At 65.9% G+C, this 16191-nt stretch carries 13 protein-coding genes; 5 read left to right on the top strand and 8 right to left on the bottom strand.

The genetic code is table 11. The features are described from left to right. The first annotated feature begins 5 nt into the window (after positions 1 to 5). A complete protein-coding gene (gene rplL / locus OMW55_RS10785) occupies positions 6 to 380 on the top strand; it encodes a 50S ribosomal protein L7/L12 (RefSeq protein ID WP_264883067.1) in 375 nt (124 codons plus the stop codon). 67 nt (positions 381 to 447) lie between these two features. Here rplL and OMW55_RS10780 read toward each other — a convergent pair whose 3' ends face one another. Both OMW55_RS10780 and OMW55_RS10775 read right to left on the bottom strand, forming a co-directional pair. Then, positions 448 to 1866, bottom strand: a complete 1419-nt coding sequence (locus OMW55_RS10780) for a hypothetical protein (RefSeq protein WP_264883066.1) — start codon at positions 1864 to 1866, stop codon at positions 448 to 450. Positions 1867 to 1921: 55 nt separating this feature from the next. Next, positions 1922 to 2302, bottom strand: coding sequence for a hypothetical protein (locus OMW55_RS10775; RefSeq protein ID WP_264883064.1), 381 nt, complete (start codon positions 2300 to 2302; stop codon positions 1922 to 1924). A 324-nt stretch (positions 2303 to 2626) separates the two neighbouring features. Between OMW55_RS10775 and rpoB the strand changes: the two genes are divergently transcribed. From rpoB to OMW55_RS10760, 3 genes are all read left to right on the top strand, one after another. Next, positions 2627 to 6796, top strand: a complete 4170-nt coding sequence (gene rpoB / locus OMW55_RS10770) for a DNA-directed RNA polymerase subunit beta (protein WP_264883063.1) — start codon at positions 2627 to 2629, stop codon at positions 6794 to 6796. 77 nt (positions 6797 to 6873) lie between these two features. After that, positions 6874 to 11148, top strand: coding sequence for a DNA-directed RNA polymerase subunit beta' (rpoC, locus tag OMW55_RS10765; protein ID WP_264883052.1), 4275 nt, complete (start codon positions 6874 to 6876; stop codon positions 11146 to 11148). A 123-nt stretch (positions 11149 to 11271) separates the two neighbouring features. Further along, positions 11272 to 11946 carry a hypothetical protein gene (locus OMW55_RS10760; RefSeq protein ID WP_264883050.1) on the top strand — a complete coding sequence of 225 codons (675 nt, stop codon included), beginning with the start codon at positions 11272 to 11274 and terminating at the stop codon, positions 11944 to 11946. Positions 11947 to 11998: 52 nt separating this feature from the next. Here the strand turns inward: OMW55_RS10760 and OMW55_RS10755 are convergent, their stop codons facing one another. Genes OMW55_RS10755 through OMW55_RS10745 form a run of 3 tightly spaced genes read right to left on the bottom strand, consistent with a single transcriptional unit; the run spans position 11999 to position 13160 of the window. Further along, positions 11999 to 12142 (bottom strand): entericidin EcnA/B family protein, encoded by a 144-nt coding sequence (locus tag OMW55_RS10755; protein ID WP_264883048.1) that lies wholly within the window; start codon positions 12140 to 12142, stop codon positions 11999 to 12001. Positions 12143 to 12185: 43 nt separating this feature from the next. Next, on the bottom strand, positions 12186 to 12311 hold the full coding sequence (locus tag OMW55_RS10750; RefSeq protein WP_264883046.1) for an entericidin EcnA/B family protein: 126 nt from the start codon (positions 12309 to 12311) through the stop codon (positions 12186 to 12188). 54 nt (positions 12312 to 12365) lie between these two features. Continuing rightward, positions 12366 to 13160 (bottom strand): thymidylate synthase, encoded by a 795-nt coding sequence (locus OMW55_RS10745; protein WP_264883045.1) that lies wholly within the window; start codon positions 13158 to 13160, stop codon positions 12366 to 12368. A gap of 127 nt (positions 13161 to 13287) precedes the next feature. Between OMW55_RS10745 and OMW55_RS10740 the strand changes: the two genes are divergently transcribed. Beyond that, positions 13288 to 13683 carry a JAB domain-containing protein gene (locus tag OMW55_RS10740; protein WP_264883044.1) on the top strand — a complete coding sequence of 132 codons (396 nt, stop codon included), beginning with the start codon at positions 13288 to 13290 and terminating at the stop codon, positions 13681 to 13683. A gap of 181 nt (positions 13684 to 13864) precedes the next feature. Here OMW55_RS10740 and OMW55_RS10735 read toward each other — a convergent pair whose 3' ends face one another. From OMW55_RS10735 to prfB, 3 genes are read right to left on the bottom strand one after another with little or no spacing between them, the layout of a single operon-like run. Further along, positions 13865 to 14314, bottom strand: a complete 450-nt coding sequence (locus tag OMW55_RS10735) for a DMT family transporter (protein WP_264883043.1) — start codon at positions 14312 to 14314, stop codon at positions 13865 to 13867. A 10-nt stretch (positions 14315 to 14324) separates the two neighbouring features. Next, a complete protein-coding gene (locus tag OMW55_RS10730) occupies positions 14325 to 15014 on the bottom strand; it encodes a class I SAM-dependent methyltransferase (RefSeq protein WP_264883042.1) in 690 nt (229 codons plus the stop codon). Then, positions 15011 to 16138, bottom strand: coding sequence for a peptide chain release factor 2 (gene prfB / locus OMW55_RS10725; protein ID WP_264883040.1), 1128 nt, complete (start codon positions 16136 to 16138; stop codon positions 15011 to 15013). The genes OMW55_RS10730 and prfB overlap by 4 nt, the downstream gene beginning before the upstream one ends. Positions 16139 to 16191 lie beyond the last annotated feature (53 nt).

Raw genomic sequence — 16191 nt, 5'->3', positions numbered from 1 at the left:
AACAAATGGCTGACATTCAGAACATCGTCGACCAGCTGTCGGCGCTCACCGTCCTCGAGGCCGCTGACCTCGCCAAGGCACTGGAAGAGAAGTGGGGCGTTTCGGCCGCCGCTGCCGTCGCCGCCGCTCCGGCCGCTGCCGGCGCCGCTGCCCCGGCCGCCGAAGAGAAGACCGAGTTTGACGTGATCCTCACCGGCGACGGTGGCAAGAAGATCAACGTCATCAAGGAAGTCCGCGCGATCACCGGCCTGGGCCTGGGTGAGGCGAAGGCCCTCGTCGAGGGTGCGCCGAAGCCGATCAAGGAAGGCGTCAACAAGGACGAGGCCGAGAAGATCAAGAAGCAGATCGAGGATGCCGGCGGCACCGTCGACCTCAAGTAAGCTTCTTCGACTCTTAGTCGACGAACAAGGAAGGGCGGCTCCTACCGGGGCCGCCCTTTTTGTTTGCCTAGCGCGTGCGCACGTGCACGACGGCATCGCGCGTTGCCGCATAACGGCGCCAGCCGGGTTCCCGATTGAGCTTCGCCGCCAGTGGCGAGTCGCGGGTCAGGATGGTCCACCTGACGTCCCAGCGGCGGACGAAGGCACGGAACTTAGGCATGCCGCCGTTCTGCATGGCCAGGTGGGCAAAGCTGAAATCGTCGCCGTACATGTCGGCTCGACCATCGATCGCTGGCGCGATCCCGCTCATGATCAGTGGACCACCCATGCTGTAGTCGTTGAGCACAGGCCGGGACCGCAGGTCGGGCGGCAGGCGGTTGATGAGAGTGAGCGGATATTCTGCGGTGTCCGGCATCTGCCACGGCACCAGCAATCGGGCGCCCGCGAGCACCGCCAGCACGCCCACTACCCAGCCCCAGCGCATGTGCGGCTTAGCTTGCGGCTGCCCGAACAAGGGCGCGGCCACCAGCGCCGCCGTGAGCCCGAACAACGGCTGGTGCCGGACGTGCAGCAGCGCCAGGCCGAACAGGCCGGCCAGCAGCAGCAGGCGGAGCGGCGGGAAACGGCGCCAGCGGGTCGCCACGAAGGCCCAGAACAGCGCCGCATAAAAGAGGAACGGCGCATCGTCGGGCAGTCGGGTCGGGCGCCATTCGGTGATGATTGCTAGGACCTTCATGTCCTTGACTTGGAAGGGATAAAGAAAGCCCTGCAGCCCCAATGGGGTAAGCGTCGTGGCGGCGAGCGCGAGCAAGCCCCAGGCCGCCCAGCGCAGCGCTGTGGCGGGCTCGCGGCGATGGTCGATCAGCGCTTCCAGGGTGAACAGGCCGGCGATGCCCAGCCCAAGGATATAGCTGGCGTGGAGGTTGGCCCAGATCGCCATGAGCAACGGTGCCCACCAAGGCGGCAAACCCCGCCGCTCGCGGGCGTGCAGCAGAAGGATCAGCCAGCCTGCGAACAGCAGCCAGCCGAGCATGTGTGGTCGCGCGTGGACCATCGGCACAGCCGTGCAGGCGGCGGCGAACAGCCCGGCGCCGGCCCACCGCGGCGGGAGCCAGCGGAGCAGCTCGCACCCGACCAGCAGCAGGGTGCAGGTTGCGACTAGCGTGAAGAGAACCGTTAGACCGTTCCAGCCCGCAAGCCGGAAGGCGCCGCTCATCAATATCTCGGCCAGCCACTCGTGCGCGGTCCAGGGCGCGCCTCGAAAGGTAAAAGAGAAGGGATCGACGTGCGGTATGGTGCCCGTCCGCAGGATCCAGTTGCCCGCGCCGAGGTGCCAACCAGTGTCGCCGTCGCCAAACAGGCGACGCGGGTGGATCAGCAGGATAAGGGCGCCCAGCAAGGCCACGGCCCACACGGCGGCCGGGCCCCGCCACCAGCTTCCTTCCCTGCTTCCGGACTGATCGATGCTCGCTGCCGCCGTCGCCATGGACGGCCTTGTAGCATCCGCGCGTTAAGACAACACCAAGGCGCGAGCGCCTGCGTTAGCGCTGCCCTCCGCTCGGCTGAGGCTGCTTCTGCTCCCCACCCATCTGCATGCCGGGGATGCTGGTCGAACCGGTGCCCTTGGCCGGCGGCCGGGTGCCGTCGGGACGGTTGGGCGTCTGCACCGTGTTGGGCACGGCCTGCACCGGACCGCGGGCAGCCCGAGCGGCCGCGGCCTGGTCGTTGGCGGCGGCGGCGTTGCTGGCAGCCTGGAGCGCCTGCTGCTCGTTCATGCCCGCCTGCTCGGCCTGGTTGATCACCGCCGCGGCCGCGGGATCCGACTGGTTGGCAGCATCCGACAGGTCCTTGCCGGCCGGGTTCTCGCTGGAGCCACAGGCGGCCAGCATCAGGGCAACCGGAACGATGGGGATGAGGCGCATTCGGGTGGGTCCTTCCGTCAACTGTCGGACCGCCAATGGCCGGACGGGGATTTGGTTGCTTTTGCCTCTTGCAATCCGCTCGCCGAAGCGTATCTGAGGCACATCCAACAAACATAACGGCTCCGCCGCACGCTCTCGTGCGCCTGGGGCCTTTCCTGCCCTCCCCGGGACAGGGTCCGAACGGCGCACGGGCTCAACGCATGGGGAGGAGACGCAGGAGCCAGCGCTCCATCACTGGGCCCTTCGGGGCGGAACTGACCCATGCCTGACGGCAGGGGGCCAGCGGAGCGCGGGAAGCCGTGCTTCGCCAACGCGGGAAACACCATGGCGACCAAGGCGATTGACGCTCCCCACAACACTTCTTCGGGCCGCAACAGCAAGCAGCGGCGCATCCGCAAGATCTTCGGCAACATTCACGAGATCAGCGAGATGCCGAACCTCATCGAGGTTCAGCGCGAATCGTATGAGCAGTTCCTCCGCTCCGACCCCGCGACCGGCTATGTTTCGGGCCTGGAGAAGACCCTGCGTTCGGTGTTCCCGATCCAGGATTTCGCCGGCACCGCGCACCTCGACTTCGACCATTACGTTCTCGAGGACCCCAAGTTCGACACGGACGAGTGCCGCCAGCGCGGGCTGACCTATGCCGCGCCGATGCGCGTCACCCTGCGCCTGACCTCCTTTGAGATCGATCCGGACACCGAGGCCAAGTCGGTGATCGATATCAAGGAGCAAGATGTCTACATGGGCGACATGCCGCTGATGACGGGGAACGGCACGTTCATCGTCAACGGCACCGAGCGCGTGATCGTCAGCCAGATGCACCGTTCGCCGGGTGTGCTGTTCGACCATGACCGCGGCAAGACCCATGCCTCGGGCAAGTATCTGTTCGCCGCCCGCGTGATCCCGTACCGCGGCAGCTGGCTGGACTTCGAGTTCGACGCCAAGGACATCGTCAACGTCCGCATCGACCGCAAGCGCAAGCTGCCTGTCACCGCGCTGCTGCACGCGCTGGGTCTCTCCTCCGAGGAGATCCTTAACGAATTCTATGGCCGGGTGACCTACGGCCGTGGGCCAAATGGCTGGCAGATTCCCTTCGCCGCCGAAGCGTGGCGCGGGCAGAAGCCAACCTACGACATCGTGAACGCCGACACTGGTGAGGTGGTGTTCAAGGCCGGCGAGAAGATCACTCCCCGCCGCGCCAACCAGGCCGGCAAGGACGGTCTTGCGAACCTGATCATCCCGACCGAGCAGATCTTCGGCCGTTTCTCGGCCTACGACCTCATCAACGAGGGCACTGGCGAGATCTACATCGAAGCGGGCGACGAGGTCACTCCGGAGAACCTGGAGAAGCTCGACAAGGCTGGCGTCGACCGGCTCGAGCTGCTGGACATCGATTACGTCAACACCGGCCCATGGATTCGCAACACCCTCAAGGCCGACAAAGCCGAAGACGGTGATCAGGCGCTGTCCGACATCTATCGCGTCATGCGCCCTGGCGAGCCGCCGACCCGCGAGACCGCAGACGCGCTGTTCTACGGCCTGTTCTTCGATCCGGAGCGCTATGACCTGTCCGCCGTGGGCCGGGTCAAGCTCAACATGCGCCTGGGCCTCGACGCCGAGGACACGGTTACCACGCTGCGCCGCGAGGACATCCTGGCGGTCGTCAAGGAGCTGGTGAACCTCAAGGACGGCAAGGGCGACATCGACGACATCGACAACCTCGCCAACCGCCGCGTCCGCTCGGTCGGCGAGCTGCTGGAGAACCAGTATCGGGTCGGCCTGTTGCGCATGGAGCGCGCGGTGAAGGAGCGCATGAGCAGCGTCGACGTGTCGACCGTCATGCCGAACGACCTGATCAACGCCAAGCCGGCGGTGGCCGCGGTTCGCGAATTCTTCGGTTCCTCGCAGCTGTCGCAGTTCATGGACCAGACTAATCCGCTGTCCGAAGTGACGCACAAGCGGCGCGTCTCGGCCCTCGGGCCGGGCGGTCTGACCCGTGAGCGCGCGGGCTTCGAGGTCCGCGACGTTCACCCGACGCACTACGGCCGCATCTGCCCGATCGAGACGCCGGAAGGCCCGAACATCGGCCTGATCAACAGCCTCGCGTCGTTCAGCCGCGTCAATAAGTATGGCTTTATCGAAACGCCGTACCGCAAGGTCATTGACGGCAAGGTGACCGACGAGGTCGTCTACTTGTCGGCGATGGAAGAGGCCAAGCACACGATCGCGCAGGCGAACGCGGAGATCAATGAGGACGGCACCTTCGCCGAGGAGATCATTTCCTCGCGCCGGGCCGGCGACTTCCTGATCGCCCCGCGCGAGCAGATCACCCTCATGGACGTCAGCCCTAAGCAGCTGGTGTCGGTTGCGGCCTCGCTGATCCCGTTCCTTGAGAACGACGACGCGAACCGCGCGCTGATGGGTTCGAACATGCAGCGCCAGGCCGTGCCGCTGATCCAGGCGGACGCTCCGCTGGTTGGCACCGGCATGGAAGAAACGGTGGCGCGTGACTCCGGTGCGGCCATCGCCGCCCGTCGTCCGGGCATCGTCGACCAGGTCGACGCCACCCGCATCGTCATCCGCGTGACGGGCGAGCTCCGTCCGGGCGAGAGCGGCGTCGACATCTACACGCTGATGAAGTTCCAGCGCTCGAACCAGTCGACCTGCATCAACCAGCGCCCGCTGGTTAAGGTCGGCGACGTGGTGGAAGGCGGCGAGATCATCGCCGACGGTCCCTCCACCCAGTTCGGCGAGCTGGCGCTCGGCCGCAACGTCCTCGTCGCGTTCATGCCGTGGAACGGCTACAACTATGAGGACTCGATCCTGATCTCCGAGCGGATCGTGAAGGACGACGTCTTCACCTCGATCCACATCGAGGAGTTCGAGGTCATGGCTCGCGACACCAAGCTCGGGCCGGAGGACATCACCCGCGACATCCCGAACGTCGGTGAGGAAGCGCTGCGCAACCTCGACGAGGCCGGTATCGTCTACATCGGTGCCGAGGTGGAGCCGGGCGATATCCTGGTCGGCAAGATCACGCCGAAGGGCGAGAGCCCGATGACGCCGGAAGAGAAGCTCCTCCGCGCCATCTTCGGTGAAAAGGCCTCGGACGTGCGCGACACGTCGCTGCGCCTGCCGCCGGGCGTCGCCGGCACGATTGTCGACGTGCGCGTGTTCAACCGGCACGGTATCGACATCGACGACCGTACCCGGGCCATCCAGGCCGAGGAGAAGGACCGGCTGAAGAAGGACGCGGACGACGAGCGCGCCATCCTCAACCGCGCCACCTTCGCTCGTCTCAAGGACATGCTGCTCGGCCAGGTCGCGACCGCGGCACCAAAGGGCATGAAGAAGGGCGCGACCCTCGACGAGGAGACGCTGGGCAGCGTCGACCAGTACGATTGGTGGAAGATCGCCGTGAAGGACGACTCCCGCCAGGCCGACCTGGAGGCGCTCAAGGGCCAGTATGACGAGGCGGTCAACGTCATCGTCAAGCGCTACGAAGACCGCGTCCAGAAGGTGGAGGCCGGCGACGAGCTCGCCCCGGGCGTGCTCAAGATGGTCAAGGTGTTCGTAGCGGTGAAGCGCAAGCTGCAGCCCGGCGACAAGATGGCCGGCCGGCACGGCAACAAGGGCGTGATCAGCCGGATCTTGCCGAACGAGGACATGCCGTTCCTGGAGGACGGTACCCCGGTCGACATCGTGCTGAACCCGCTGGGCGTGCCGAGCCGCATGAACGTCGGCCAGATCTTCGAGACCCACTTGGGCTGGGCCGCCCGCGGCCTCGGCCAGCAGGTCTCGCAGATGCTGGAAAGCATGCACCAGCGTGGCCAGGACCTGGCCGGCAAGGACGTTCCGGCGGTCCGCGCCAAGCTCAAGGACATGTACGGCGAGCAGTATGACGAGGCGATCGACGCCCGTGATGACGACGCCGTCATGGAGCTGGCGCAGAACCTGACGGGCGGCCTGCCGATGGGCACTCCGGTGTTCGACGGCGCCCGCGAGGCGGACGTTGCCAACATGCTGGAGCGCGCGGGTCTTGACCCGTCGGGCCAGGTCACCCTGTTCGACGGTCGCACCGGCGATCCGTTCGACCGCAAGGTGACGGTGGGCTACATCTACATGCTGAAGCTGCACCACCTGGTGGACGACAAGATCCACGCGCGTTCGATCGGGCCGTACAGCCTGGTCACCCAGCAGCCGCTGGGCGGCAAGGCGCAGTTCGGCGGCCAGCGCTTCGGCGAGATGGAGGTGTGGGCGCTCCAGGCCTACGGCGCCGCCTACACGCTGCAGGAGATGCTGACGGTCAAGTCGGACGACGTGATCGGCCGGACCAAGGTCTACGAGGCGATCGTCAAGGGTGACGACACGTTCGAGGCGGGCATCCCGGAGAGCTTCAACGTGCTGGTCAAGGAAATGCGCTCGCTCGGCCTCAACGTCGAACTGAACAGCATCGACGAGACCGACGAGCCGCCGGCGCTGGCGGCGGAGTGAGGGCGCAGGGCGCCCTCACCTCACCGACCCGACAAGTTTTGCACTCGAGGCCTCTCCATGGGGCTCAGGAGTAACAGATGAACGAGCTGACGAACTTCGCGAACCCGGTCGCCAAGCCGGAGACCTTTGACCAGATCAAGATCGGCATCGCGTCGCCCGACAAGATCCGCTCCTGGTCGTTTGGCGAGATCAAGAAGCCGGAAACGATCAACTACCGCACGTTCAAGCCCGAGCGTGACGGCCTGTTCTGCGCGCGCATCTTCGGTCCGATCAAGGACTACGAGTGCCTGTGCGGCAAGTACAAGCGGATGAAGTACAAGGGCATCGTCTGCGAAAAGTGCGGCGTGGAAGTGACCGTGTCCAAGGTCCGCCGCGAGCGCATGGGCCACATCGAGCTGGCCGCGCCGGTCGCCCACATCTGGTTCCTGAAGTCGCTGCCCAGCCGCATCGGCCTGCTGCTCGACATGCAGCTGAAGCAGCTTGAGCGTATCCTCTACTTCGAGAGCTACGTGGTGATCGAGCCGGGCCTGACCCCGCTCGAGAAGTACCAGCTGCTGACCGAGGACGAGCTGCTGACCGCGCAGGACGAGTATGGCGAGGACGCCTTCTCGGCCGGCATCGGCGCCGAGGCCGTCAAGATCATGCTGATGGACCTCGACCTGGAAGGCGAGCGCAAGCAGCTGCTGGAAGAGCTGGCGGTCACCAAGTCGGAGCTCAAGCCCAAGAAGATCATCAAGCGCCTGAAGGTCGTCGAGAGCTTCCTTGAGTCCGGCAACCGTCCGGAGTGGATGATCCTCGACGTCGTTCCGGTCATCCCGCCCGAACTGCGCCCGCTGGTGCCGCTGGACGGCGGCCGCTTCGCGACGTCGGACCTCAACGACCTGTACCGCCGCGTGATCAACCGCAACAACCGCCTGAAGCGGCTGATGGAGCTGCGCGCGCCGGACATCATCGTCCGCAACGAGAAGCGCATGCTGCAGGAGGCGGTCGACGCGCTGTTCGACAACGGTCGTCGCGGCCGCACCATCACCGGTGCCAACAAGCGTCCGCTCAAGTCGCTGTCCGACATGCTCAAGGGCAAGCAGGGCCGCTTCCGCCAGAACCTGCTCGGCAAGCGCGTCGACTATTCGGGCCGTTCGGTCATCGTCACCGGTCCGGAGCTTAAGCTCCACCAGTGCGGCCTGCCGAAGAAGATGGCGCTCGAGCTGTTCAAGCCATTCATCTACTCGCGCCTCGATGCGAAGGGTCTGTCCATGACCCTGAAGCAGGCCAAGAAGTGGGTCGAGAAGGAGCGCAAGGAAGTCTGGGACATCCTCGACGAGGTGATCCGCGAGCATCCGGTGCTGCTGAACCGCGCGCCGACGCTCCACCGCCTCGGCATCCAGGCGTTCGAGCCGGTGCTGATCGAGGGCAAGGCGATCCAGCTCCACCCGCTGGTCTGCGCCGCGTTCAACGCCGACTTCGACGGCGACCAGATGGCCGTGCACGTTCCGCTGAGCCTCGAGGCCCAGCTGGAAGCGCGCGTGCTGATGATGAGCACGAACAACATCCTCAGCCCCGCCAACGGCAAGCCGATCATCGTGCCGTCGCAGGACATGGTGCTCGGTCTCTACTACCTGTCGATGGAAAAGGACGGGGAGCCGGGCCAGGGCATGCTGCTGGCCGACATGGCCGAGGTCCACTCGGCCCTGTCCGCGGGTGCGGTGACCCTGCACAGCAAGATCGTCAGCCGCGTTCCGCAGACGGACGAGGCCGGGAACACCTACATGAAGCGCTTCGAGACAACGCCGGGCCGCATGCTGCTGGGCGAAACGCTCCCGAAGAGCCACAAGGTGCCGTTCGAAACCGTCAACCGGCTGCTCACCAAGAAGGACATCGGCGACGTTATCGACGAGGTCTATCGTCACACCGGTCAGAAGGACACGGTGCTGTTCGCCGACGCGATCATGGGCCTTGGCTTCCGCCACGCGTTCAAGGCCGGGATCAGCTTCGGCAAGGACGACATGGTCATTCCGGCCGCCAAGGACCCGCTGGTCGAGGAGACCCGCGCGCTGGTGAAGGACTATGAGCAGCAGTACCAGGACGGCCTGATCACCCAGCAGGAAAAGTACAACAAGGTAATCGACGCCTGGTCGCGTTGCGGTGACCGCGTCGCGCAGGAGATGATGAAGGAAATCTCGGCCACGCCGAAGGGCGACGACGGCCGGGAGCGTCCGGTCAACTCCATCTACATGATGGCGCACTCTGGTGCCCGTGGTTCGCAGGCTCAGATCAAGCAGCTGGCCGGCATGCGCGGCCTGATGGCCAAGCCGTCGGGCGAGATCATCGAGACGCCGATCATCTCGAACTTCAAGGAAGGCCTGACCGTCCTTGAATACTTCAACTCGACTCACGGCGCCCGCAAGGGCCTGGCCGACACGGCGCTCAAGACGGCGAACTCGGGCTACCTGACCCGCCGGCTCGTCGACGTGTCGCAGGATGCGGTGATCGTCGAGGAGGATTGCGGCACCGACCAGGCGCTGGAGATGCGCGCCATCGTCCAGGGCGGCGCGGTGATCGCATCGCTCGGCGACCGCGTGCTCGGCCGCACGACGGCGGAGGAAGTAGTCGATCCCAAGACCGGCGAAACGCTGGTCGCGGAAGGCGTGCTGCTCGACGAGCCGATGGTGGCCAAGCTGGAGGCCGCCGGTCTGCAGGGTCTCAAGATCCGCTCGCCGCTGGTTTGCGCCAGCCGCCAGGGTGTCTGCGGCAAGTGCTACGGGCGTGACCTCGCCCGCGGTACGCCGGTGAACATCGGCGAGGCGGTCGGCGTCATTGCCGCCCAGTCGATCGGCGAGCCGGGTACCCAGCTGACGATGCGGACTTTCCACATCGGCGGCGCCGCCCAGCTCAACGAGCAGTCCAACCTCGAGGCGCCGGTCGACGGCACCATCGAACTGCGCGATATGCCGACGATCACCGATCCGCGCGGCCGACACATCTCGCTGTCGCGCTCGGGCGAAATCGCGATCCTCGACATGGATGGTCGCGAGCTTTCCACGCATCGCGTGCCGTACGGCGCGCACCTGCTGTGCGAGAGCGGGCATATCGTCAGCAAGGGCGACCGCATCGCCGAGTGGGACCCCAGCTTCGCGCCGGTGATCACGGAGCGGGCCGGCACCGTCAGGTTCCAGGACCTGATCGAGAACCGGACCATGACGGAGCAGACCGACGAGTCGACCGGCATCGCGCAGCGCGTGGTGACGGAAGACATGGGTCGGTCGAAGAAGGACGACCTGCGGCCGCGCCTTACCCTGCTGGGTGCGGATGCGGCGGAAGCTGGCGTCTATCGCCTGGCGACCAACGCGATCGTCGCGGTCGAGGACGGCCAGAGCGTGGAAGCGGGCGAAGTGCTCGCCCGACTGCCGCGCGAAGCGGCCCGGACCCGCGACATCACCGGCGGTCTGCCGCGGGTGGCGGAGCTGTTCGAGGCGCGCAAGCCGAAGGAGAATGCGATCATCGCCAAGGTGTCCGGCAAGGTCACCTTCATGAAGGACTACAAGGCCAAGCGTAAGATCGCGATCGTGCCCGACGACGGCGGTGATCCGGTCGAATATCTGGTGCCCAAGTCCAAGGTGATCGACGTCCAGGAAGGCGACTACGTGAAGCGTGGCGACAACCTGGTCGGTGGTTCTCCGGACCCGCACGACATCCTGGAAGTGCTCGGCGTCGTGGCGCTGGCCGAATATCTCGTCAGCGAGATCCAGGAGGTCTATCGACTGCAGGGCGTCAAGATCAACGACAAGCACATCGAGGTGATCGTTCGCCAGATGCTACAGAAGGTCGAGATCACCGACGGCGGCGACACCACCTTGCTCGCCGGCGAGCAGGTCGATCGTGAGGAGATGGACGAGATCAACAGCAGGCTCGCCAAGAAGGACCGCCCCGCGGTCGGCAAGCCCGTGTTGCTCGGCATCACCAAGGCCTCGCTCCAGACCCGGTCGTTCATCTCGGCGGCCTCCTTCCAGGAGACCACCCGGGTGCTCACCGAGGCCTCGGTTCAGGGCAAGATCGACAGCCTCAACGGCCTCAAGGAGAATGTCATCGTCGGCCGCCTCATTCCGGCGGGTACCGGTGCAGGCATGAACCGGCTGCGGGTGGCGGCGTCCAGCCGTGACGCGTCGTTGCGGGCGGCCCAGCGCAAGCTGGCCGATGCGCTGGTGGCGCCGGACTCGGCCGACGAGCTGCGCGCGGCCGAGTTGGCCCGATCGACCCGGGACGACACCGCCGGCACGGGTGCGGACCCGTTGTCGGAGGTGGTGCCCAGCGGGCACGGTACCGACGCGGATGCCGGCGACTACTTGCAGGGCTAACGCCTCAGGCATGAGCTAACTGAAAGGGAGCCTCGCCGGTCCGCCGGCGGGGCTCTTTTTTTCGTTCAGAACGGCGACAGGCCCGACGCTTCACCTTCGTCACTCGAACGAGGGGGGCAGCACATGCGGATGATGGTTCTTGCGCTTGGCAGCGCGTGGTTGGCAGGTTGTGCGGCAGCACCGATCGCCGTGGCGCCGGACCTTGTTGCGCACACGCAGCAAATCGAACTGACCGGCATAGGGTTCGGCGAGACCGGTCACTTCCGGCTGGGGGCGTCGAGCGGCTCCTTCACCCGCAGCTATGCAAGGATGCGGCAGGTCGAGCCCTTCTCGACCCCTCGGCTAACCCGCTCCTTCGGCCACGTGGCCTTTGCCGTAACAGGACCAGACTTTGGCGCGCCAACCAGTGCCGATTGTCGGCACGTGGAGGGCGAGGTCGGGGGCAGTCTTCGGGTGACGGATGTGCCGTTCCGCTACCGATGCCGCTTCACTCGGGACGGTAAGCCGATGGATGCGGAATTGCTGCTTGCTGCAGCTCCCCTGCGGATTGGCTTACTGACCGGGGAGACCCGCGCAGGGGAGATAAGAGCAAACGGACGGGTGATCCGCATAGAGCCCATCCACCGTTCTCCCGCTCTTGCCGTTCCGAGCGGTGATCCCCTCGGCTATCGCTTCGGGACCGTGGGCGCCGTGGACGTGAATGCCTCGCCGCGGGTGATCTTCGCACCGACGGCCGGGCCGGATCGCGAAGCCGTGCTGCTCGGCTCCATTGCCCTGTCATTACTGTGGAGCGGATAAGAAAAACCCCGCCGGATCGCTCCGACGGGGTCCTTTCTTGCGAACCCAGCGCTTACCGGCAGCGCTGACCGTTGATCGTGTTTTCCGTGCAGTTGGCGGCCGAGTTCATGTCGGCCGCGGCTCCGCGAACGGTGTTGCAGGCGGCCAGCGCCAGCGAACCCACGATCAGGCCAAGGGTCACAACGTTCTTTACCATGGTCATCCCTCTACTTACGAACGCGGAACGACCATGGCCCGGATCAGGTCGCGTTGTCGACCGTGTTCGCCGCCGAATTCACGTCCGCGGCTGCGCCACGAACCGTATTACAAGCCGCAATCGCCAGCGAGCTGCCGATCAGGGCCAGGGTCATTACCTTGCGAAGCATGGCTTTCTCTCCTGTCTGACGGCTGAATAACCGTTTCGGTGCTGGTTAGTTTCGTCAAACCGCAACTGGGGCCGCGATATGCGGATGCGGGTCGTAGCCGACCACTTCGAAATCCTCGAGCTCGTAGCCGAACAGGTCTTGCCCGCGGTCCTTGATCCGGAGCCGCGGAAGGGCGCGCGGCGTGCGCGTCAGCTGCAGCCGAGCCTGGTCAAGATGGTTCGAGTAGAGGTGCACGTCGCCGCCGGTCCACACGAACACGCCAGGTTCCAGCCCGCATGCGCGCGCCAGCATGTGGGTGAGCAGGGCGTAGGAGGCGATGTTGAACGGAACACCCAAGAACAGGTCGGCGCTGCGCTGGTACAGCTGCAGGTTGAGACGACCTGCCGCAACCTGCGTCTGGAACAGGCAATGGCACGGGGCCAGCGCCATCCGGCTGAGCTCACCCGGGTTCCACGCGGTGACGATCTGCCGCCGGCTGGCGGGATCACGGCGAAGCAAGTCCAGTAGTTCGCGGATCTGATCGATATGGCGGCCGTCCGCCGTTTCCCAGTCGCGCCATTGCTTGCCGTATACGGGCCCGAGGTCACCGGCCTCGTCGGCCCATTCGTCCCAAATGCTCACCTTTCGGTCCTGCAGCCAACGCACGTTGGTGTCGCCGCGCAGGAACCACAGCAGTTCAACGATGATGGAGCGCAAGTGGAGCTTTTTGGTGGTCACCAGCGGGAAACCGTTGCCAAGGTCGAACCGCAGCTGCGCGCCGAACAGCGAAACGGTGCCAACGCCGGTCCGGTCATCCTGCCGCACGCCCTCGTCGAGCACGCGTTGCATGAGGTCGTGATAGCTTTGCATGACGCTCTTGCTAGCCGCCGGCGAAGACGCTGGCGAGCATTTCCAGTCGGTCCGGAATGGATCGGACTGGCCGCATTCCGGACCTGGTTCCGCTTCGCGCGGCGGCGGGGAGCACTAGAATGACCCTATGTTCCTGCGGTCCGAAACACCTGCAAGACTCACCGGGGTCGAAGCCTGCCGCGACTTCTTTGCGGACTGCATGGCCGGCTCGGCTGGCGTGAACGGATTGTGGGTGGCCCACGTAGATGGACAGGCCCGCTGCATTCAACTCGCGGCCTATCCAGCCGGAGCCGTGGATGGCGACTTGCCAGTTCAAAAGATCATCGAGCAGGCGGCTCAGCTGAGCAGCGTGGGAATGGTCGTAGCCGAGCACCGCACGGGTGACGCGCCCGACGTGCCGGCGGCCCGCGCAGGGCTGCGACAGCTGTCGCTCGCAGCGGAGGCGATGGACGTGGCTGTGCTTGACCACCTGATCTTCACCGGCGGCGAGTGCACCAGCCTGCGCCGTGCGGGGCTGCTGTAGCGCCCTGCAGCGATTGCCTCCGCCACGACCGCCGACGCGGCCGAACGGTTTGCCCGGTAACCCTGCCCAGCCCGATGCTGCTAGGCGGAGCCCACGGGCGGCGAGCTACGACCGCGCGCCGCAACCCCGCATATGGCAAGATCGTCCGCGTAGCGAAGCGCTGAACCGCGTTCGGGTAGGGTCAGCTGCGACGGACCAAGAGGACCCCGGCCGCCACCAGCACGGCGCCGGCAATGCGCGCGAGGCTGATCGGCTCGCGCGGCAGGCCGAACGCGCCAAGGTGATCGAGCAGCAGCGCGGTGGCGATCTGCCCGGCGATCCCGATCGTGATCAATGAAGCCAGGCCGATCCGGGGTGCGGCAAAGGCGGCGACGCCGACGTAGAGGGCGCCGTAAGCGCCGCCAAGCCAAGCATACCAGGGCAGGCCGGCAAAGGCGCCAGCGGCCGGTCGCTGACCCGTGGCGAGCCACACGCCGAGCAGGCTGGCCGTGCCCACCGCGAAGGAGATGAGCGCTGCAAGGACCGGGGAACCGCCAGCCTTGCCCAGCATGGCATTGGTCGGCGCCTGCAGTGCGATCATGCCGCCGGCCAGCAGCACCAGCATTGTTGGGACCAGCGGCGCCAGGTTCACCGGACCACCGTCAGCGTGTGGCGCGGCACGGGCGGATGGCGGCGGGCGACGGCCGCGGTGCGGTCTGCCGGAAGCTCATCAGGTAGCTGTCGCTGCCGCGCAGCCGCTCGAACCGAACGGGGGTGAGGCCGAGCGCCGCGAATTCGCAGCGCAGCTCGGCCGGCGGCATGCCGTGCCGTTTTACCGGGCGACTGGCGTCCACCACGACCACCTCGCCGCCCGGCTTCAGCCCGCCGGCGAGGTGCCACAGGAAGGCATAGGGCTCCGTCACCTCATGGTACATGTGCACCAGGAAGATGCGGTCGAAGCTGGATGCCGGTAGCATGGGATCGTCCGGAGTCCCGAGCCGCACCGCGACATTGTCGAGCCGCTCGCGCTGGACCCGTTGGACCAGCGCGTCACGTGTGGCCGGCATGATGTCCTGCGCCAGGACCCGACCTTTCTGGCCCACTAGGGGCGACAACCGAGTGGTATAATAACCTTCGCCCGCGCCGACGTCCGCTACCCACATGCCGGAGCGCACATCGGCCAACGCCATCACCTGCTCGAACTCGCCAATCCTGTCCCGGGCATCTTCGGTCGAGAAGGCATCGGACACGATCGGCGCCACGTCCCGTCCGGCCGCCGGAAAGCTTCGCTCCGCCCCCGCTTCGGCACGGCAGGCGGACAGCAACAGAAGCAACGGGACGAGGCGCCTCAATCCACGTCCTCCACGTCGACCTTCTCGCCCGTGACTCGTTGCGACAGCGCTGCAGCCATGAAACGATCGAGATCGCCGTCGAGCACGTCGCCGGGTGCTGTGGACGTGACACCGGTCCGCAGGTCCTTCACGAGCTGATACGGCTGAAGCACGTAGGAACGGATCTGGTGGCCCCAGCCAATGTCGGTCTTGGAGGCGGCGCTGGCGTTCGCCTCTGCTTCGCGCTTCTGCAGTTCCAGCTCGTACAACCGGGCCTTGAGCTGCTTGAAGGCTTCGGCCCGGTTCTTGTGCTGGCTGCGCTGGTTTTGACATTGCACCACGATGTTGGTCGGCAGGTGGGTAATGCGCACCGCGCTGTCGGTGGTGTTGACGTGCTGCCCGCCCGCGCCGGACGCACGGTAGGTGTCGATCCTGAGTTCGCTTTCGTTGATCTCGATGTCGATGTCGTCGTCGACCTCGGGATAGACCCACACGCTGGCGAAGCTGGTGTGCCGGCGAGCCGAGCTGTCGTACGGACTGATCCGGACCAACCGATGGACGCCGCTTTCCACCTTGAGGTTGCCATAGGCGTTCTCGCCTTTGATCAGCAGGGTCGCCGACTTGATGCCGGCCTGCTCGCCAGCATGAAAGTCGACCAGCTCGACCTTCATCCCGTGCCGCTCGGCCCAGCGCGAGTACATCCGCTGAAGCATGCCGGCCCAATCCTGGCTTTCGGTGCCGCCTGCCCCTGAATTGACTTCGACATAGCTGTTGTTGGCATCAGCCTCGCCCGCCAGCAGCGCCGCCACCTTGTCGCGTTCGGCGCGTTCGGCGAGGTCCGCCAGGCTGTTCACCCCGTCGTCGACGAGGCTGCTGTCGCCCTCGGCCTCGGCCATTTCGATCAGCTCGACCGTGTCGGTCAGCTCGGTCTCAAGCTTGCGGGTGGCCCCGATCGCTTCCTCCAGCCGGCGGCGTTCACGCATGACCTCCTGCGCGGCCTTGGGATCGTCCCACAAGCTGCTGTCCTCGACCTTGGCGTTGAGCTCCTCGAGCCGGCGCAGCGCGCGGTCCCAGTCGAGAAAGCGGCGGAGCAGCTGGGTAGCCGCATTGATCTGGTCGATATGAGCCTGCGCTTCGGCGCGCATGAAACAGTCCTCAGGTTCGTGTGCGCGTCACCCTGAACTTGTTTCAGAGTCCA

Origin of the sequence: Sphingomonas arvum (assembly GCF_026013565.1) — a bacterium.
Taxonomy (GTDB): domain Bacteria; phylum Pseudomonadota; class Alphaproteobacteria; order Sphingomonadales; family Sphingomonadaceae; genus Sphingomicrobium; species Sphingomicrobium arvum.
This window is presented reverse-complemented; position numbering and strand designations above follow the sequence as displayed.